This window comes from Jiangella alba (genome assembly GCF_900106035.1).
In the GTDB taxonomy this organism is placed as follows: Bacteria; Actinomycetota; Actinomycetes; order Jiangellales; family Jiangellaceae; genus Jiangella; species Jiangella alba.
This window is the reverse complement of the sequence record NZ_FNUC01000003.1, coordinates 1,981,261-1,999,726: the sequence shown is the minus strand read 5'-3', so window position 1 is coordinate 1,999,726 and position 18,466 is coordinate 1,981,261. Positions and strand designations below refer to the sequence as shown.

Sequence of the window (18,466 nt, the reverse complement as noted above, 5' to 3'; positions counted from 1 at the left end):
ATACTTCCCATGAGAAGGGACCGGACCGTGGTCTGCTGGCCGTTGCCCGTCATCCACGAGACCAGCGAGCGACAGGCGGGCTTCGTCCCGCCGAACCTCAGCCCGCGCGGACTCGAACTGATCCCCCATGAGCTCGCCGACGGCGTCTACGCCCTCATGGCGAACCGCGTGCCCAAGGACAACAACGGGCTCGTGGTCGGCCGCGACGCCGCCCTGGTGATCGACGCCGGCATCACCCCCGGCGTCGGCCGCTACCTGCAGGACGTGGTCGGCAAGCACACCGACAAGCCGATCCGGTACCTGGTCAACACCACGTACCACGGCGACCACAGCTTCGGGAACGCGTCGTTCGGCGACGACGTCACGATCGTGTCGTCGCGGCTCAACAAGGCCGCCATGACCACGATGGGGCTGGAGGAGGAGAAGCAGCTGCGCCTCAGCAGCCTCTACGGCGACCCTCACCTCGACGAGGTGGTGAGCTGGCGCGCACCCGACCTGGTGTTCGACCGGTTCTGCGAGATCGACCTCGGCGGGCGCGTCGTTCATCTGTGGCACTTCGGGCCCGGCAACGGCTCGGGCGACACCATCGTCCACGTCCCCGACGCCGGCGTCGCCTGGGTCGGCAACTTCCTGCGCCACGCCGGCATCCCGCCCATGCTGCTGGCCGGCGACCCCGTCGGCTACGGGCGGTCCATCCGGTCGCTGAAGGCGACGCTGCGCGCCGACACGCTCGTCCCCGGCCACGGCCCGCTGACCGCGGCCGCCGACGGCATCAGCTGGCACCTCAGCTACCTGGACCGCCTCGCCACCGAGGTCTCGCGGCGCAGCGAGGCCGGCGAGACCGTCGAGAAGATGCTGGCCGAGTACACGCTGGACGACCCGCTGCAGCTGTCCGAGGTCGTGCCGTCGGCCGGCCCTGACGAGGCCGGCCGCTTCGACGCGCTGGTCCGGTCGAACCACGAGCTCAACGTCCTGCTGGCGTACCGGTGGCTGACGTCGGCCGCCGCGTGGGCCGCCTGACCGGGCGGCCGGGAACGAAGGAGCGGTCATGGAGATCGAGAACACGTTCACCGTCCCGGTTCCGGTGGACGAGGCCTGGAGAGTGCTGCTCGACGTGGAACGGGTGGCGCCGTGCATGCCCGGCGCCACGCTCGACTCCGTCGACGGCGACGAGTTCTCCGGCCGGGTCAAGGCGAAGGTCGGTCCGGTGAGCCTGTCGTACAAGGGGCGGGCCCGCATCGAGTCCGCCGACGACGAGTCGTACACCGCCGTCATCGCCGCCCGGGGCAAGGACGCGCACGGCAACGGCACGGCCGCCGCGACCGTCACCATGCACCTGACCGACGACGCGGGCGCGGCGCGCGTCGACCTGCTCACCGAGCTCGACATCACCGGGCGGCCGGCCCAGCTCGGGCGCGGCGTCATGAGCGACGTCGCGAACGCCATCATCGGGCAATTCGCGACGGCGCTGGCGCGGCAGCTGGCGGCGACCCCGCCGGCGTCGCCCGGCCAGCAGCCCGCCGATGACCCGGCGCCCGTGCGCGCGGCCACCCGGGTGCCCGCGCCGGTGCTCGACGACACGGTGCCCGAGGCCATCGACGTGCTCGGGATCGCCGGCCGGTCGGTGCTGCGCCGCCTGGGCGCGGCCCTGGCCCGCTTCGTGCGCCGGCTGTTCCGGCGCTCCTGACCCCACCCGACGTCCCGTAAGGAGCCCACTGTGGCGAGCGGCACCACGATCACCGACGTGACCACCACCTTCCTCTCCATCCCGCTGGAGCGGCCGCTGGTCACGGCGGCGTTCCCGATCCCGGCCATCGACACCGCACTGGTACAGGTGCGCACCGCCGACGGCCACGAGGGCGTCGCCTGGAGCTTCGCCTTCGGGCGCGGGCGCGTCGCCAGCCTGGTCCGGCTCATCGACGATCTCGGCGAGCTGGCCGTCGGCGCCGACGCGGTGGCCACCGAGGCGCTGTGGGCGCGGCTGTCCAAGGCGGTGGAGTTCGCCGGCCGGCGTGGCCTCGCCGCGGCGGCGATCTCCACCATCGACACCGCCTGCTGGGACATCACCGGCCAGGCCGCGGGCCTCCCGGTGCACCGGCTGCTCGGCGGGTTCCGCGACCGGGTCGAGACGTACGCCAGCCAGGGGCTGTGGCTCGACCGCGGCCGCGACGACCTCGCCGCCGAGGCGCAGTCGCTGGTCGGCCAGGGGTTCCGGGCGGTCAAGATGCGCGCCGGCCTGCCGGACCCGGCTGAGGACGTCGCCCGGGTGCGGGCGGTGCGCGAGGCCATCGGTCCCGACGTCGCGCTGATGGTCGACGCCAACCAGGCGTGGGACCTCAAGCAGACCCTCCGCATGGCCCGCGACCTGGCCGAGTTCGACCTCTTCTGGCTGGAGGAGCCGATGCCGCACGGCCACGTCGACGACTACGCGGCCGCGGCGCCGGCCATCGAGATGCCGCTGTGCACCGGCGAGTCGAACTACTACGCCGACGAGCTGCTCGCCCTCGCCCGGCGACGGGCGGCGGACTACGTCATGCCCGACCTCATGCGCATGGGCGGGGTGACGGAGTGGATGAAGGCGGCCCGGATGTGCGAGGTGTTCGGGCTGCGGGTGACGCCGCACCTGTTCATGGAGCACTCCGCGCACCTGGCGGGCGCGGCGCCCAACGCGGTGTGGCAGGAGTACCAGCCCTGGTGGCAGCCCATCCTGGAGACGCCCGTGCAGGTGGTCGACGGCTGCATCGCGCTGGGCGACGAGCCCGGCTTCGGCCTGCGGCTGTCGGCGTCCGCCGTCGCCGAGTACCGGCTCTGAACGGGGACCCGCCCGTGCCCACCGTCGACCTGCTGATCTCCGGCGGCATCGTCATCACCTCCTCCGGACGGCGGCGCGCCGACGTCGCCGTCCGCGACGGCCGCATCGTCGCCGTCGGCCGGCTGGACGCCGCCGCCGCGAAGGTGGTCGACGCCGGCGGCCTGCTCGTGCTGCCCGGCGGCGTCGACAGCCACGTGCACCTCATGGACCCCGGCGACATCGAGCGCGAGGACTTCCCCACCGGCACCCGCGCCGCCGCGGCCGCCGGCACCACCACGATCGTCGAGCACTCCCACGGCGCCCCGGTGCGCACCGTGGCCGACCTGGACACGAAGGTCTCCTACCTCACCGGCCGGTCCAACGTCGACTACGCGCTGGCCGCGCACGCGTGGCCGGGCGAGGCCGGCAGCGTCGCCGGCCTGTGGCGTGCCGGGGTCGCCTTCTTCAAGGTGTTCACCTGCACCACCCACGGCATCCCCGGCCACGGTGCGGCGGCGCTGCGCGGGCACCTGCGCGCGACCGCCGACGCCGGCGCGGTGAGCCTCGTCCACTGCGAGGACGAGTCGCTGACCGAGGACGCGGAAGCGCTGCTGCGCGCCGACGGGCGCGACGACGGCGGCCTGCTGCCCGAGTGGCGCGACCGCGACGCCGAGGTGGTGGCCGCCGCCGTGACCGCCCTGCTGGCACGGCGCAGCGGCGCGCGGCTCACCGTCGCGCACGTCAGCCACCCGGAGGTGGCCGAGTACCTGGCCGGCGAGCGCCGCCGCGGCGGGCGCATCTGGGCGGAGACCTGCCCGCAGTACCTGCTGCTCCGCGAGCACGAGGTCGTCGAGCACGAGACGTTCCGCAAGTTCACGCCGCCGGCCCGGGCCCGCGGCGACGCCGACGAGGCCGCGATGTGGCGGCTCCTGCGCGATGGCGTGCTGACCCACGTGTCGTCCGACCACGCGCCGGCGACCCGGGAGCAGAAGACCGGGAGCATGTGGGACGTCCACTTCGGCCTGCCGGGTCTCGACACCACCATGCCGGCGCTGCTGGACGCCGTCGCCCGGCAGCACCTCGCCTACGAGGACGTCGCCCGGCTCTACGCCGAGGTGCCGGCCCGGATCTACGGGCTCTGGCCGCGCAAGGGCGCCGTCGCACCGGGCTTCGACGCCGACCTCGCGCTGGTCGACCCGGACGTCGAGTGGCGGCTGCGCGACGAGTGCGTGCTGTCCAAGGCCGGCTGGACGCCGTACGACGGCCGCCGGGTCACCGGCCGGGTGGTCCGCACCTACCTGCGCGGACGGCTCGTCGCCCAGGACGGTGTGCCGGCCGACGACCGCACCGGCCGGTTCGTCCCGGGCCCGGGCGAGATCACCGGCGGGCGTGGCGGAAGCTGAGGCCGAGGCCGGGTCGGGTGCTGGCGGTGAGGCGGCCGCCGGTGATCGTGACGCCGCTGGGTGCGGCCAGGCAGCCGAGGGCGGCGAACGACGCGTCCTCGACGTCCTCGACCAGCACCGGCTCGGGCAGGCTCAGCGCGAGCTGGCCGGAGAGCTCGGGCAGCAGGTGCGGCGCCAGCGCGACGCCGTAGGCCCGGGCGAGCGCGGCGATGCGCAGGAACGGCGTCACTCCCCCGACGCGGACGACGTTGGGCTGCACGATGTCGCAGGCGCCGGCGTCGAGGAGGTCGCGGAAACGGTGCAGCGTGTGGACGTTCTCGCCCAGGGCGACCGGGACGTCGACGGCGGCGCGCAGCTGCCGGTACGCCCAGGTGGCGTCGGCGAGGAGCGGCTCCTCGACCCAGGCGAGGTCGAACCGGGCGAGGGCGCCGATGGCGCGGCGCGCGGTGGGGAGGTCCCACCGCTGGTTCGCGTCGACCATGAGGCGGCGGCCGGGCCCGATGACGTCGCGGACGGCGGCGACGCGTTCGACGTCCTCGTCCAGGCTCGGCCGGCCGACCTTGATCTTGACGGCGTCGTGCCCGGCCGCGACCCACCGGCCGGCCTGCTCGACCAGCTCGTCCAGGCCGTAGTGCAGGTTCACGCCGCTGCCGTAGACCTCGGCGGAGTCGCGGCGCCGGCCGAGCAGGTCCGTCAGCCCGGCGCCGCAGCGGCGGCCGCGCAGGTCCCACAGCGCGAGGTCGATGCCGGCCATGGCGATGGTGGTGACGCCGCCGCCGCCGGCCTCGTGCAGGTGCCGCCACAGCGGGTCCCAGACGACCTCGGGATCGGCCGGGCCGCCGACGACGAACCGCGTGCACTCGTCGTCGAGCAGCGCCCGCACGGCGGTGGCGCCGATGGTGGGCGTCCAGGAGAACCCGGTGCCGGTCGCGCCGTCCTCGGTGGTGACGTCCACGACGACGACGTGCACGCACGGCACGTCCGGGCCCCACGGCCGGGGCAGCGGCAGCCGCAGCAGGCGGGTCGAGACCGCGGCCACCACGTCAGACGAGCCCATCGGCCACCTCGATCAGCTCCCGCAGTCGCCGCAGGTGCGCCGGGGACGGGTCGGCCAGCGGCGGGCGCACCCCGCCGACCTCCGGACCGCGCAGCCGCACCGCCGCCTTGACCAGCGAGACGGCGTAGCCGGGGACCTGGTCGCGCAGCTCCACCAGTGGCTGGAAGAACTCCGCGAGCAGCCGGGTGCGGCCGGCCTCGTCACCGGTGGCCACCGCGCGATGGAACGCCCCGGACACCCTGGGGGCGAAGCAGAACGCCGCCGACGAGTACAGCGGCACCCCGATCCCCCGGTAGGCGGCCTGGGTCTGCTCCGCCGTGGGCATGCCGTTGAAGAACTGGAACTCCTCGCCCACCTCGGACCGGACCGCGAGCACGATCCGCTGCATCAGGTCGAGGTCGCCGAGCCCGTCCTTGAAGCCGACGACCGCAGGCAGCCGCGCGAGCCGGGCCACGGCCGACGGGGTGAACCGCGCGCCGCCGCGCTGGTAGAGCACCAGCGGCAGGCCGCTCGCCGCCGCCACCGCCTCGACATAGGCGACCAGGCCGTCGTCCGGCCCGCTGACCAGGTACGGCGGCAGCACCAGCAGCCCGTCGGCGCCGGCCCGCTCAGCACCCCGGGCACACGCCACCGCATGGGGCAGCGCGCCGCCGGTGCCGCCGAACACCGGCACCGCGCCCGCGGCGGCCCGGACCGCGGTCGTCACGACCAGCTCGTGCTCGGCGGCGTCGAGCGCGTGGAACTCGCCGGTCCCGCACGCAGCGAAGACCGCGCCCGGCCCGTGCGCCAGCCCGTCCTCCACGTGCGCGGCCAGCACCCGCGGGTCGACCGCCCCGGCCGGGCCGAACGGCGTCACCGGGAAGAACAACACACCGTCGAGGGTCACCGCAGCTCCGTTCGCCAGGTCCGCCGGGGTTTCCAGCCGAGCAGCCGCTCGGCCTGGGCCGTGCTGAAGGCGGGTGCGTCACCCACCAGCGCGGCCGCCGCACCGGCCGTGCCGGGGTGGAACCGCGGCAGCAGCTCGGCCAGCGGCTCGCGCGCCAGCGCGTCCGCCGCGCCGGCGAAGAACGTCTCGCCGTTGGGGAGATCGTCCGCCGCCGACAGCAGCAGGGCGACGAGGTCCGCGGCGTCCCGGGCGTCGACGTAGTTGAACAGCGACCCCGCCGCCAGCGCCGGGTCGTCCAGCCGCTCGCGGACGGTGTGCCCCTGCTGGGTCGGCGCGCCGGCCCACTCGTCCGCGCCGATCACGTAGCACGGCCGGACGGCGCTCAGCCGCATCCGGTCACCGGCCTGGGCGGTGAACATCCGCACGACCTGCTCGGCGACCAGCTTCGACAGGCCGTACGCGTGCCACGGCCGGACCGGATGCGCCTCGTCGATCGGCAGGTACGACGGGACCCAGCCGGCCGGGGCGCCGTAGCCGACCACCGTCGGGCTGCTCGCGACGACGACGCCGCGCACCCCGGCGTCGAGGGCGGCCGCGCAGACGTGGTGGGCCAGCGCCGCGTTCACCCGCAGGATCTCCGGCTCCGGCCGGCTGAACGGCACCGCGATCGCGGCCAGGTGCACGACGGCGTCGGGCCGCACCTGGGCCAGCGCCCAGCGCGCCTCGTCGGCGACGGTGAGGTCGGCGGCGAACCACTGCCCACGATGCCGGTCGGGCGCGCGCCGGTCGACGCTCACCACCTCGTGGCCGGAGGCCAGCAGCCCGTCGACCACCGCCGTGCCCAGCCGCCCGGACCCGCCGGTCACGAGCACCTTCATCGCGGGCCCAGCGGGAGGCCGAGGCTCGCCACCCGGACCGGGCGCCCGGTCGCCAGCGACTCGTTGGCGGCCAGCCCGACGGCGATGCTGCGGAACCCGTCGTCGAGACCCGCGGGCCGGCGCAGCGGGTCGTCGCCCGGCCCGCGGAACAGGTCGTCGAGGAGCAGCGCGTCGCCGCCCCCGTGCCCGTGCGGCCCGTGCGCGCCCGGCGGCACCGGCACCTCGACCGCCCGCTCCCAGTGCCGCTGCAGCACGATCCGGTCGCCCTCGGCCCGGACGGCGTCGGCGCCCGGCCCGGCGGCCTGGTGCGCCGTCTCGACGACCTCGAGCTCGAGCCGGCCGGCCGTGCCGTTGACGGCGACCCGGTAGCCCTCCCACGGCGCGTGTGCGTTCAGGGAGTACGTCATGCTGGCGCCGCGCTCGTAGCCGACCAGCACGCTGAGGTTGTCCTCGATGGTGATGCCCTCGCCGAACACGTCCTGGTCGCGCAGGTAGCCGTCGTCGCCCTCGGCCTCCAGGTACAGCCGCCGCAACGTGTCGTCGGCGCCCAGGTCGAGCGCGAACGGGTCGTCGGCGCGGCCGGGGTCGTCGCGGCTGCGCGCCGGGCGCGGGCCGAGCCCGCGTTCCTCGGCCCGCCGGGCGCCGTAGAACCGCAGCCCGCCGAGCGCGAACACCGTCGCCGGCACGTCGTCGAGCCACCAGTTGGCGAGGTCGAAGTGGTGCGTCGCCTTGTGCACCAGCAGCCCGCCGGACTTGGCCTTCTCGCGATGCCAGCGCCGGAAGTAGTCCGCTCCGTGCGCGGTGTCGAGCAGCCACTCGAAGTGCACCGACGTGACGTCGCCGACGGCGCCGGAGGCGATCAGCCGCCGCACCTCTGTGTTCCGCGGCGAGTAGCGGTAGTTGAAGGTCAGCACCGCACGGGCGGCGCTCGCCTCCGCCGCGCGCGCGATGGCGCGGGCGTGGCCGGCGCTGGTGGTGAGCGGCTTCTCGACCACGACGTCGCAGCCGTGTTCCAGGGCCGCGACGACGTAGCGGTGGTGCGTCCAGTCCGGCGAGGTGACGATGACGCCGTCCGGGCGCACCTCGGCCAGCAGCGCGGCGAAGTCGTCGGGACCGTAGCGGCGCGGGGCCGGCTGGTCGCCGTGCACCGCGCGGTAGCGGTCGTCGTAGTACGACATCCGGACCGCGTTGACGTCGCACCACGCGACGGGTGTGCCCACGTCGGCGTGCGTGGTCAGCAGCGCGTCCACGTACAGCTGGGCGCGGTTCCCGGTGCCGACGACGGCGTAGCGCCGGCGGCCGACTGTCGTGTTCACTGCTGCTCCATCTCCCAGAGGTGGCTGTACCGGCCGTGCAGGGCCGCCGCGAGCTGCTCCGGCGGGCAGTGCCGGGCCAGGCCGGGGACGACGCACTGGTTGTCGCGCTCCGGCCCGTAGAAGCGGGTGTTGACGATCCGCACCGGATCCAGCGGCGGGGTCAGGCAGACGACCTCGGCGATGCCGGGGTCCAGGGCTCCGGCCAGGACCGCGAGGAACGCGCCCTGCCCGGCGCCGACGAGGCGGACGGGTCCGTCGGCGCCGGGCCAGCTCCGGACGAACGCGACGGCGCGCAGGACGTCGTAGGTGCGGGCCGCGCCGAGGCTGTCGGACAGGCAGACGAGGTCGGCGACGATCTTGTACATCGTGCCGTAGTTCTGTTCCAGGCCGAACTCGTTGAACCGGTGCACCGCGAGGGCGCCGGTGCCGCGGACGTCCAGCACGACGACCCGCCGGCCGGCGGCCCTGGCGCGCGTGCAGGCGTCGAGGTGGGCGGAGAGGTCCTCGGTGCCGCGGTCGAGCACGAGGACGTCCGTCCCCGCCGCACCCGGGCCGGTCGGCTCCAGGACGATCGCGGCGTTGACGACGTCACGCTCGGACCACCAGAACGCCTTGCGCGCGCCGGACTCGGGGTCGGTCCACCAGCGCGGGTAGAACTCCGGCCCCGGGTCGCGGCCCGACCACACCTGGTCGTGCAGCCAGGGCACGCCACCGGCGTCGCCCGCGCCGGCCGGCGCCGCGGCCAGCCGGTCCCGGTTGAGCTCGAAGACCTGGCGCGCGGCCGGGTGGTCGGTGGAGATCTGGCCGGTCCGGGTGCACTGGAGCTGCGCGGCCGTGTGCAGCGCCGGTTCGGCGAGCGCCCGCTCGTCCGGCGCCAGCGACGTCGCGCCCAGCTGCCGGGCGAAGAACTCGACCGCCTCCCCCGCGAGCTCCCGGCCGAGGCCGTGCTCCCCGTCGGCGCGCACGTGCGTCAGCGAGCCGCCGGTCAGGTCGAAGACCCGCCGGGCCCGCTGCACCGTGCGGATCGCGCCCTCGACGCAGAAGAAGTCGGAGTTCGCCGAGAGCACCAGCGTCGGCCGGGGCGCCATGGCGACGAGGAGGTCCTCGTGGTCGATGCCCGCCAGCGCGCCGCCCGGGATGATCTGCTCCGGGTCCTGTGCCTGGCCGGAGCGCTGGTACTCCTCGCGGCCGGTGATGAAGCAGCTCGGCGCCGCGGCGGCGATGCGCGGCTCGACCAGCATGAGCCAGGTGGTCTGCGTGCCGCCGCCACTGTTGCCGGCCACCCCGATGCGGTCCGGGTCGACCTCGGGGCGGGCGGCCAGGTAGTCCAGGGCGCGCCGGGCGTCGCTGACGAAGTACCGCGCGATGGTGTCGCCCGCCCACCAGCACTGCACGCCGGCGTGGACGTGCTCGGGCACGTTCGCCGCGATGAGCTCCTTCCCGTCCGCGTCGAGGTAGCTCTTGCGCTCGCCCTGCCCGATCGAGTCGAACGTGAGCACCACCAGGCCGGCCCGGGCCAGCCGGGCGCACATGGCCTGGTAGCGCGGCGCGGCCTTGCCGGAGTCGGCGTGCCCGCAGAGGAACAGCACCGCGCCGGCCGGCCGCCCGGGCGTCGCGTCGTCCGGCCGGTACAGGTTCGCCGGGATCAGAACGCCGTCGCCGGCGTCGAGCACCAGCTTCTCGATCGCGTACCCGTCCGCCGTGAGCGTGCCGGCCGGCCGGGCCGCGGGGACCGGCCGGTCGTCCGGCAGGTCCCCGCCCAGGGCGTCGAGGGCGAGCTTGCGCAGCTCCTCCTGCCGCCGGCGCACGTCGTCGGGGGTCCGCAGCAGGTCGTTGGCGCGCCGGCCGGCCGCGAGCCACTCGCTGGTCCGCCGGTGGACGTTCTGCTGCACCTGCAGCGACGGGTCGTACATCCCGTCGAGGAAGTCGCGGAACCCCGGCGCCGCGCCGTCGGCGTCAGCCATAGGTGCCCTCGGCGATCGGGCCGACCGGGCCGGCCGGGTTGCCCCACCGGACGGCCGGCCCGGTCACCGTCGTCGGCGTGCCGTCGGTGTCGTTCTCGACCACGATGTCGTTGAGGTGGAGGTACCACCGTCTGGACGTGGTGCCCATCGCCTCGGTGAACGTGCAGGCCACCAGCCGGCTGCCCCAGGGGTGGCTCTGGTAGCTGCCGTCGGCGAGGGTCGCGTGGCGGTGGTCGAACGTGCACCGGACGAAGTGCTTCTGCGCGGTGAGGACGGAGGCCCAGATGCTGCGCACCTCGCGGGCCACGAACGTGCAGTCGGCGAAGCGGGCGTTGTGCCCGTCGTTCTCGTGGTCCGTGACCAGGTACCCGTTGCGGAACACCTGCCCGTTGGTCCACGGGCGGTCCTCGAAGTGGCAGTCGGCCCACACCGTGGCCAGCGCGGCGTCGGCCGATCCGTAGCCGACGGTGCACGCTCCGTACACGTTCGACCACTTGAAGACCACGCCGGGCTTGGTGACCAGCACGCTGCGCTCCGTCGTGCCCCAGAACGTGCAGCCCTCGAACCGGGTGTAGCCGCCGTCGCCGTGGGTCACGTTGAGCCCCTCGCCGGCGTTGTTCACGAACTCGCAGCCGGTGAACAGGCCGTCGCGGCACACGCTGTTCTCGGCCTCGATGTCCAGGCCGGCCGACGGCGCGGACTGCACGGCGGCCCGTCCGGTGTGGTTGAAGGAGCTGTCGGTGCAGGTGAGCCCGCGCCCGCCGGTCCACGACAGGCCCTGGCGGCCGTTGTACTCCGAGCGCAGCCGGGTGATGGTGTGCGGCGTCGCCGGGTCGGCGGCGGTGTGGCCCGGCTGCCCGACGGTGACGCCGTCGAGGCCGTGGTGGTGCGCGTGGACGTCGGTGATGCGCACGTTCGAGCAGCCCAGCAGCCGGATGCCGGTGGCCTTGAGCTGCCGGCCGGTGTCGCCGAACTCGCCGCCGAGGACGAGCTGGTCGTTGTTGCCGTCGAGCTCGAGGTTCTCGATGGTGAGGTCGGTGCCGTCGAGCACCTCGATCATCCGCCCGGCCTCGACGCCGTAGGCCGGGTTCGTGGTGATGCCGGCCAGTGGCGCGCCGGTGGCCGGGTCGAACGAGCCGTACCGCAGCCCGGCCGCGAGCCGGATGACGGTGCCGGCGACGCCCTTGACGTGCAGGAACCGCACCCCGCTGAGGGCGAAGATCGGCTGCATGACCCAGTACGGCGTGACGCCGCTGGTGTGCGTCTGCCGGCCCACGACGTAGACGCCGGCCGGGATGGTCAAGGTGCCGCCGCCGGCCGCCTGGATCGCGGCCGCGGCCTGCTGGAAGGCGGTGGTGTCGTTGGTGCTGCCGTTGCCGGCGGCGCCGAAGTCGGCCTTGAGGTCGAACGTCGGGTAGGCGGCCGCGGCTGCGGCCTGGGGCAGCTGGGTCGCGACGGCCAAGGCGGCGCCTCCGGCGAGGACGGTGCGGCGGCGGAGCCGGCGGGGGTCGGCCATGATTCCTCCTTGCGGGCTGGACGGGGGGCTACTTCAGGGCGCCGGTGACCATGCCGCCCTGGATCTGCCGCTGGAAGCTGAGGTAGACGACGAGCACGGGCACGATCGAGATGGTCAGGCCGGCGAACAGCGCGCTCCAGTTGCCGGCGTAGCCCTGGCTGACCGCGAGGTTGGCCAGTCCCTGTGCGAGCACGTAGTTCTCCGGGCTGGACTGCAGCACCAGCGGCAGCAGGTACTGGTTCCACTGGCCGAGCACCACGAAGATGCCGACGCTCACCAGGCCCGGCCGGGCCAGCGGCAGCATGATCCGCAGGTACGCCCCCCAGTGCCCGCAGCCGTCGATGAACGCGGCCTCCGACAGCGACGTCGGCAGCGTGCGGAAGTAGGCGGTGAGGAAGAAGACCGCGAACGGCAGGTTGTACGCCGCGTAGACGACGGCCAGGCCGGGTAGCGAGTCGGCCAGCCGCAGGCTCTGCGCGATGAAGAACAGCGGCACGATGGCGAGGAACGTCGGGAACGTCATGCCGATGACGAACAGGAAGTACACCAGCCGGTTGCCGCGGAACGCGTAGCGCGCGACGACGTACGACACCGTCGCGCCCATCGCCAGCGTGAGCACCGTCCCCAGCGTCACGACGATGACCGTGTTGACGAAGTAGCGGCCGATCTCGGCGTTCGTCCAGGCGTCGGCGAAGTTCTCCCAGCGCAGCGCGCCGGGCAGGCTCCACGGGTCGCTGAACAGCTCGTCGTTGGTCTTGAACGCCGACATCACGCACCAGGCCAGCGGGATGACCACCAGCGCCGCCCAGGTGAGCAGGAAGCCGTGGGTGAAGACGTTGAGGACGGTGCCGGTGGCCGAGCGGCCGTCGCCGGGTCCGGGCGACGCGGGCCGGGCCGCGGGGGCGGCCGGCGCGCGCGGCGTCGTGTCGAGGCTCATGGTCGCTCCTAGAACTCGACGCGTTCGCGCCGGGTCAGCCGCAGTGATGCCGCGGCGAAGGCCAGGGTGAGCAGCAGCAGGGCGACGCCGATGGCGGTGGCGTAGCCGAACTCGCTGTTCTGGAACGCGGTGATGTAGAGGTAGTTGCCGAGCACCTGGGTGGCGTTGTCCGGCCCGCCCGACCCGCCGGCCGCCGACATCACGTTGACGATCGCGAACATGTCCAGCGCGTGGATGCCGAGGTAGATGCCGGCGACCTGGACGGTGTCCCAGATCAGCGGCAGCGTCATGCGCCAGAACGTCTGCCACCGCGTCGTGCCGTCGAGCCGGGCGGCCTCGTAGATGTCGGCCGGGATCGAGCTCATGGCGCTGGTGAACAGGATCACGTAGAAGCCGACGGACAGCCAGATGATGACCGCCAGCATCGCCGGGTAGGCGGTGCCGCGGTCGCCCAGCCAGTTCACCGGCTCGATGCCGACCAGGCCGAGCGCGCCGTTGAGCAGGCCGCTGTCGGTGGGGTCGTACACCGTCGAGAACAGCACGCCGACGACGGCGATCGAGAGCAGGTGCGGGAAGAAGTAGACGATGCGGTAGACCGCGGCGCCCCGCACGCCGCGGCCGCCGCCACGAGCCCGGTACCGGCCGACGTGGATCATCGTCGCGAAGAACAGCCCCAGCGCCAGCGTCACGGCCGGGATCACGAGCACCGCGATGACGTTGTGCCACACCGAGATCCAGAACACGTCGTCCTTGACCAGCCGGGTGTAGTTGTCCAGCCCGACGAACGTCCGCTCCGGCGACAGCCCGTTCCAGTCGGTCAGCGAGATGTAGAACGACTGGGCGTACGGGGAGATGACGAGCACGCCGTAGAGCAGGATCGGGATGGCGAGGGCCGTGACGACGAACCTCAGACTGCCGGCACGCATGGCGTCACTGGTCCCCGTACTTCTCGATCGAGTCGTCCTCCCGGACGGCGTCGGCGGCCGCCTGGCAGCGCCGGCCCCACTCGTCCGGGTCGATCTCGCCGGTCATCAGCGCGCTGGTGGCGTTGGCCGCCTCGGTCTGCAGCGCCGAGTACCAGGTGCCGTAGCGCCAGTAGAAGGTGTCGTCGCCGGACTCGGTGAGCGCGTCGCGCACCGACGTGAGGCCGGTGCCGGCCGACGTCGGGTCGTACTCCGCCAGGCTGGTGAGCGTCTGCGTCTGCTTGGTGAAGTTCTGCGACGACGTGGGCGACAGCATGATGCGCAGGAACTCCATGCCGCCGTACGGGTTCTCCGCCTGCGCCGGGACGATGAACGGCTCGTTGCCCATGCCGCGGATGGCCGCCTGCGGCAGCGCGTCGTCGTCGGTCAGGGCCGGCGGCGACGCGATGACCATGTCGAAGCCCTCGGGCGTGACGTCGCCGAGCTCGCTCTCCAGCCACGACCCGCACGGGATGAACGCGGCCTCGCCGTTGGCCCAGTAGGTCTGCGCCTGGATGTGGGTGAGGCCGGACGTGCCCTGCATGATGAAGTCGCGCTCGACCAGCTGGTACATCGCGCGGGCCGACTCCATCATCGGCTCGCTGGTCCAGCCGTCCGGGTCGAGGTTGTCCAGCGCCTCGATGACGTCCCGGCCGCCGGCCTTGATCGCCATCATGACCAGCGGCGTCAGGATGTAGCCGGGGTTCTTGCCCTGGTAGGTCCAGGGCGCCATGCCGGTGGAGTCCTTGATCTCCTGGCACAGGTCGAGCATCTCCGCCCACGTCGACGGATAGCTCCAGCCGTTCTGCTCGAACAGCGAGCTGCTGTAGTACAGCCCGTGCACGGTGAAGGTGTAGTTGAGCGCGTACGGCACGCCGCCGAACGTGCCCTGTTCGACGATGCCCGGCAGCAGCGTGTCGCGCACGGTCTTGCCGTCGCCGCCGTCGGCGGGTGCGTCCAGCAGCGGCGTCAGGTCGGCCAGCTGGCCGTTCTCGACCAGCGGGGCGAGCATCAGCGCGCCCGCGCCGGCGTTGCAGATGACGTCGGGCACGTCGCCGGAGACGAACCGCGGCTGCAGCAGCTTGGCCAGCTCCTGCCCGCCGGTGTGCTGGATCTTCGCCTGCGGGAAGCGCTGCTGGTAGACGGCCTCGGCGTCGATCGCGTACTGGTCGCCGTAGCCGCCCTTGAAGATGACGGCCTCCAGCGGCAGGTCCGCGGGCACGCCGAGCGGGTTGTCCGGGTCGCCGGTGGCGCGCGGGCTGGCGGACTCGCCGCCGTCGCGGGTGGACGACGACGTCGCGCAGGCGGACAGCAGCCCGGTGCCGGCCAGGGCGCCGAGTCCGGCGCCCATGCCCAGGAGGGTGCGCCGGCTCAGGGCGCGGGTCGGGTGGGTCATGGTGTCTCCTCGGATGGGGTCAGCCGGCGACGCGCACCGTGACGGCGTCGCGGCCGGCGACGGTCGTGCCGGGCAGCGGGCGCAGCGTCAGGGTCAGCTCGCGGGGCGTGGCGCCGGCGGTGTCGCGGGCGCGGACGGGAATCGTGACGGCGCGCTCCCCCGGCGCGATGACGGCCACGCCGGGCAGGCCGTCGTAGTCGACCCGCTGCCGGGCGGCGCCGGTCAGGTCGTAGTGCAGCGCGAGCGGCGCGGCGAGGTCGTCGCCGAGCCGGCGGACGGTCACGGTGGCGGTCTCGCCGGCCCGCACCCAGCGCCGGTCGCTGGTGACGACGACGGTGGCCGCGCCACCGATGGGCCGGACGTCGAGGTCGACGTCCTTGGCCGTGCCGGTGGTGTCGACGACCGGCTGCTGCGGCCGGGCCGCCCAGACCGTGCCCTGGACGTTGCACAGCGTGGGGTCGCCGGCGCCTTCCATGCCGGCCAGGAACGGGCCGTCGAGGTCGGCCAGCACCAGGCAGTCGTCGAACCGGACGTTGCCGTACTCGGGCAGGACGTTGACCATCCCGGACCACACCTTGACGAACGGGTCGGTGCGCGGGGTGTCGCGCAGCGCGGTGAACGCCACCCGCTCGAACCGGGTCTGCGTGCTGTCGTAGCCGCGCTGGCCGTAGACGTTCACGGTGCCCGGCGAGTCGCCGGCGTCGAAGACGCAGTCGCGGAAGACGAACGACCCGCCGACGGGGCCGCGGGTGGCGGGCTGGACGTGCACCACGGCGTCGGCGGTCGGGCCCATGTAGCACCGCTCGACCAGCATCGTCGGCGGCAGGCTCTGCGCGGTGAACCGCATGAGGTTGATCTCGAAGCTGTAGGTCTCGTTGCCGGTGAAGACGCAGTCGCGGATGACGACGTCCTTGATGATCTGGGCCGCCGTGTCCGGCTCGAGGTCGATGCCGGCCTGCGGCAGCGTCCCCACCGTGTTGATCAGGGCGCAGCCCTCGATGAGCAGGCCGTCGGCGTAGATGACGCTGATGGCGTTGCGCTTGTTGTCGTCGCAGACGACGTTGCGGATCGTGACGTTCGTCGAGCCGGCGCCGGTGATGATGCCGTCGCCGGGTGCGCCGCGCAGCACCAGGCCCTCGACGGTGACGTCCTCGCTGGTGCCCATGCGCACGATGGAGCGCCACTCGCCCGTGTACTCGGGCTTGTTCATGACGCAGGTGGCGCCGTAGCCGATCAGCTTGACACCCCGCCGGCCGTGGATGCGCCAGATGCCGTCGCGCTTGTCCGGGAACGCGGCCGCCTTGCCGCGCACGGTGACGCCGTCCTCCAGGATGACGGTGAGGTGGTCGCGGTTGATCCACAGCGGACCGGTGATCCAGTCCTGGCCCACGTTGTCGATGACGACGACGTCGGCGCCGCTGTCCAGTGCCGCCGTCAGCGCCGCCGTGGAGTCCGCGGGGTCGAAGCCGAAGTCGGAGGCCTTGACGACGCCGGCCGCGGGGTCGGCGTCCGCGGCCGCGACGCTGAGTCGCGTGGCGCCGTGGAACAGCGGGATCGCGGCGGCCATGGTGAGCAGGGTGCGGCGGGTCATGGGGCTCGTTGGTGCCATGGGTCCCTCCAGTGGGAGATGTGGTCCAGGGGGCGTCAGACCGTGCGGGTGCGGATGCGCTCGGGCCAGGCGAGTTCGGCGCCGAGCACGCCGGTGAGCAGGCGCTGGAACTCCGCCAGCGCGTCGCTCTTCGCCCGGATCGCGCGCGGCGGCAGACCGGTGGTGAGGGCGTACGCGGCCAGCGCGCCGGCCGCCTCGCCGATGGTCCACTCGACCGGGTGCAGCCGGTATCCGCCGTTGGTGATGTGCGTGGTGGCGATGTTCTTCGCGGCGGCGATCAGGTTGTCCATGCGGACGGGGAGCAGCGCGCCGAGCGGCACCTGGAAGGGGTGGCAGGCGATGTCGACGTAGCTGCGCGGGTGGCCGGCGCCGGTGCTGGGGTGCAGGTCGATGCGGTAGCAGCCGATGCCGACGGAGTCGGGGAACAGCTCCGAGCCCGCCGGCAGCCCGGCGGCCCGGCGCGCCTCGACGCCGACGTGTTCCTCGACGACGGTCAGCTCGCCGGCGATGCGCCGCGACTCGCGGACGTACGGGCGCAGTGCCAGCCCGGCGTCGTCGGCGTCGCCGTCGCACAGCAGGTCGCCGCGTGGGCGCAGCCCGGGGTAGCCGGTGCCACCGTCGTGCCGGGGCGCCTCGGTCTGCATCCAGTGCAGCAGCGACCGGCTCAGCTGCCGGGCGGCGTCGAGATGGCGCTCCCGCTCGGCCGGTTCCACGCCGACGAGCGGGCCGAGGACGTAGTCGTTCTGCGGCCAGTTGACGAGGGTGACGTCGCTGGCCAGGAAGCCGGGGGTGAACGTGCGGGCGCTGAGGATGCGCCGGAAGGTCCAGCGGTCGATGCCGTGCCCGCCGGTGGGCGTCTCGGCGTCGGTGAACAGCGGGTGGGTGCGGACGGCCAGCGAGTCCGGCCGCACGTCGGTCCAGGACAGCAGCGGTCCCGGCCAGTAGGCGGGGGCGAAGTCGCGCCAGAACGCGTAGCCGTCCGGGCGGTCGATGGTCCAGTCCTCGCCCTCGCGGTAGTCCAGGGCGAAGCACCAGGTGAACGACTGCTGGTCCAGCGGCTGCGCCGCGCCGGGCAGCGCGTGCAGCTCGCCGGTCTGCTCCCGGCTCTCCGCGCCGATGACCGACTCGGTGCCGGACAGCTCGACGACGTCGCCCAGCTCGGTGGCGTCCAGGACGTAGGGCGCGCGGACGGTGACGTCGTCGCCGTCGCGCTCGAACAGCACCGCGGTGACGGTGTCGCCGTCGACCTCGGCGGCGCGCGGCCGGGTGCCGGTCAGCACCGTGAGCCGGCGGTTCGCCTGGTACGGCGCCAGCATCGCGCCGATGGCGGCCAGCGCGACCTTGGGTTCGTGACACAGCGGGCTGACGCGGCCGTCGCCCGGGCTGAGCGCGGCGGCCGCCCGGGCCGACTCCGTCAGCGGGTAGTGCCGCCGGTACACCTCGCGGATCTCGGTGCGCAGGCGGCGGTAGCTCGCGGGTGCGCCGAACGTTTCGACCCAGGCGTTCTCGTCGGGCGGGACGGCCTGCGAGGTGAGCTGGCCGCCGAGCCACGGCGACTCCTCGGTGAGGACGACCGTGCGGCCCAGGCGTAGCGCCGCGAGGGCCGCGGCGACACCGCCCAGCCCGCCACCGACGACGAGCACGTCCGTCTCGTGGTCCACCGCGCCTCCTGCCTCGTCAGAAGCTGATTAAACGCTTTGATTAAGCGCTATGATTAAGCGCGTTAGCCGATGGTAGACTCGGCTCGTTCC

General features: G+C 73.6%; 15 protein-coding genes. 4 read left to right on the top strand and 11 right to left on the bottom strand.

The window, feature by feature from the left end:
* The first annotated feature begins 9 nt into the window (after nt 1-9).
* The 4 genes from BLV02_RS11720 to BLV02_RS11705 are packed head-to-tail and all read left to right on the top strand — an operon-like array spanning nt 10 to nt 4,194.
* Nucleotides 10-1,020 carry an MBL fold metallo-hydrolase gene (locus BLV02_RS11720; protein WP_216094335.1) on the top strand — a complete coding sequence of 337 codons (1,011 nt, stop codon included), beginning with the start codon at nt 10-12 and terminating at the stop codon, nt 1,018-1,020.
* 28 nt (nt 1,021-1,048) lie between these two features.
* Nucleotides 1,049-1,687 (top strand): SRPBCC family protein, encoded by a 639-nt coding sequence (locus BLV02_RS11715; protein WP_069112686.1) that lies wholly within the window; start codon nt 1,049-1,051, stop codon nt 1,685-1,687.
* A gap of 30 nt (nt 1,688-1,717) precedes the next feature.
* Nucleotides 1,718-2,812: a mandelate racemase/muconate lactonizing enzyme family protein gene (locus BLV02_RS11710; protein ID WP_069112687.1), complete on the top strand. Its 1,095-nt coding sequence runs from the start codon at nt 1,718-1,720 to the stop codon at nt 2,810-2,812.
* A gap of 14 nt (nt 2,813-2,826) precedes the next feature.
* Nucleotides 2,827-4,194 (top strand): dihydroorotase, encoded by a 1,368-nt coding sequence (locus BLV02_RS11705; RefSeq protein ID WP_069112688.1) that lies wholly within the window; start codon nt 2,827-2,829, stop codon nt 4,192-4,194.
* Here the strand turns inward: BLV02_RS11705 and BLV02_RS11700 are convergent.
* Genes BLV02_RS11700 through BLV02_RS11650 form a run of 11 tightly spaced genes read right to left on the bottom strand, consistent with a single transcriptional unit; the run spans nt 4,169 to nt 18,376 of the window.
* Nucleotides 4,169-5,251 (bottom strand): mandelate racemase/muconate lactonizing enzyme family protein, encoded by a 1,083-nt coding sequence (locus BLV02_RS11700; protein ID WP_069112689.1) that lies wholly within the window; start codon nt 5,249-5,251, stop codon nt 4,169-4,171. The two genes, BLV02_RS11705 and BLV02_RS11700, sit on opposite strands and share 26 nt — an antisense overlap.
* On the bottom strand, nt 5,238-6,137 hold the full coding sequence (locus BLV02_RS11695) for a 5-dehydro-4-deoxyglucarate dehydratase (protein ID WP_069112690.1): 900 nt from the start codon (nt 6,135-6,137) through the stop codon (nt 5,238-5,240). The genes BLV02_RS11700 and BLV02_RS11695 overlap by 14 nt, the downstream gene beginning before the upstream one ends.
* Nucleotides 6,134-7,015, bottom strand: a complete 882-nt coding sequence (locus BLV02_RS11690; RefSeq protein WP_069112691.1) for an NAD-dependent epimerase/dehydratase family protein — start codon at nt 7,013-7,015, stop codon at nt 6,134-6,136. Before BLV02_RS11690 ends, BLV02_RS11695 begins: the two co-directional genes overlap by 4 nt.
* A complete protein-coding gene (locus BLV02_RS11685) occupies nt 7,012-8,331 on the bottom strand; it encodes a Gfo/Idh/MocA family protein (protein WP_069112692.1) in 1,320 nt (439 codons plus the stop codon). Before BLV02_RS11685 ends, BLV02_RS11690 begins: the two co-directional genes overlap by 4 nt.
* Complete coding sequence (locus tag BLV02_RS11680) at nt 8,328-10,295, bottom strand: acetylxylan esterase (protein WP_069112693.1); 1,968 nt, start codon at nt 10,293-10,295, stop codon at nt 8,328-8,330. Before BLV02_RS11680 ends, BLV02_RS11685 begins: the two co-directional genes overlap by 4 nt.
* A complete protein-coding gene (locus BLV02_RS11675) occupies nt 10,288-11,811 on the bottom strand; it encodes a right-handed parallel beta-helix repeat-containing protein (RefSeq protein ID WP_069112694.1) in 1,524 nt (507 codons plus the stop codon). Before BLV02_RS11675 ends, BLV02_RS11680 begins: the two co-directional genes overlap by 8 nt.
* Nucleotides 11,812-11,839: 28 nt before the next feature.
* A complete protein-coding gene (locus BLV02_RS11670; protein ID WP_069112695.1) occupies nt 11,840-12,748 on the bottom strand; it encodes a carbohydrate ABC transporter permease in 909 nt (302 codons plus the stop codon).
* A gap of 8 nt (nt 12,749-12,756) precedes the next feature.
* Nucleotides 12,757-13,674 carry a carbohydrate ABC transporter permease gene (locus BLV02_RS11665; protein ID WP_069112696.1) on the bottom strand — a complete coding sequence of 306 codons (918 nt, stop codon included), beginning with the start codon at nt 13,672-13,674 and terminating at the stop codon, nt 12,757-12,759.
* 4 nt (nt 13,675-13,678) lie between these two features.
* Complete coding sequence (ngcE, locus tag BLV02_RS11660; RefSeq protein WP_074946293.1) at nt 13,679-15,106, bottom strand: N-acetylglucosamine/diacetylchitobiose ABC transporter substrate-binding protein; 1,428 nt, start codon at nt 15,104-15,106, stop codon at nt 13,679-13,681.
* Nucleotides 15,107-15,125: 19 nt separating this feature from the next.
* Entirely contained in the window at nt 15,126-16,697 is a 1,572-nt protein-coding gene (locus tag BLV02_RS11655; protein ID WP_069112697.1) for a right-handed parallel beta-helix repeat-containing protein, read from the bottom strand.
* A 53-nt stretch (nt 16,698-16,750) separates the two neighbouring features.
* Nucleotides 16,751-18,376 (bottom strand): FAD-dependent oxidoreductase, encoded by a 1,626-nt coding sequence (locus tag BLV02_RS11650; protein ID WP_069112698.1) that lies wholly within the window; start codon nt 18,374-18,376, stop codon nt 16,751-16,753.
* Nucleotides 18,377-18,466: the final 90 nt, after the last annotated feature.

Bases quoted from the DNA above. Each gene is read 5' to 3' on its own strand.
- BLV02_RS11655 (WP_069112697.1), bottom strand. From the start codon at position 16,697: ATGACCCGCCGCACCCTGCTCACCATGGCCGCCGCGATCCCGCTGTTC.
- BLV02_RS11680 (WP_069112693.1), bottom strand. From the start codon at position 10,295: ATGGCTGACGCCGACGGCGCGGCGCCGGGGTTCCGCGACTTCCTCGAC.
- BLV02_RS11665 (WP_069112696.1), bottom strand. From the start codon at position 13,674: ATGCGTGCCGGCAGTCTGAGGTTCGTCGTCACGGCCCTCGCCATCCCG.
- BLV02_RS11670 (WP_069112695.1), bottom strand. From the start codon at position 12,748: ATGAGCCTCGACACGACGCCGCGCGCGCCGGCCGCCCCCGCGGCCCGG.
- BLV02_RS11715 (WP_069112686.1), top strand. From the start codon at position 1,049: ATGGAGATCGAGAACACGTTCACCGTCCCGGTTCCGGTGGACGAGGCC.
- BLV02_RS11690 (WP_069112691.1), bottom strand. From the start codon at position 7,015: ATGAAGGTGCTCGTGACCGGCGGGTCCGGGCGGCTGGGCACGGCGGTG.
- BLV02_RS11720 (WP_216094335.1), top strand. From the start codon at position 10: ATGAGAAGGGACCGGACCGTGGTCTGCTGGCCGTTGCCCGTCATCCAC.
- ngcE (WP_074946293.1), bottom strand. From the start codon at position 15,106: ATGACCCACCCGACCCGCGCCCTGAGCCGGCGCACCCTCCTGGGCATG.
- BLV02_RS11675 (WP_069112694.1), bottom strand. From the start codon at position 11,811: ATGGCCGACCCCCGCCGGCTCCGCCGCCGCACCGTCCTCGCCGGAGGC.
- BLV02_RS11700 (WP_069112689.1), bottom strand. From the start codon at position 5,251: ATGGGCTCGTCTGACGTGGTGGCCGCGGTCTCGACCCGCCTGCTGCGG.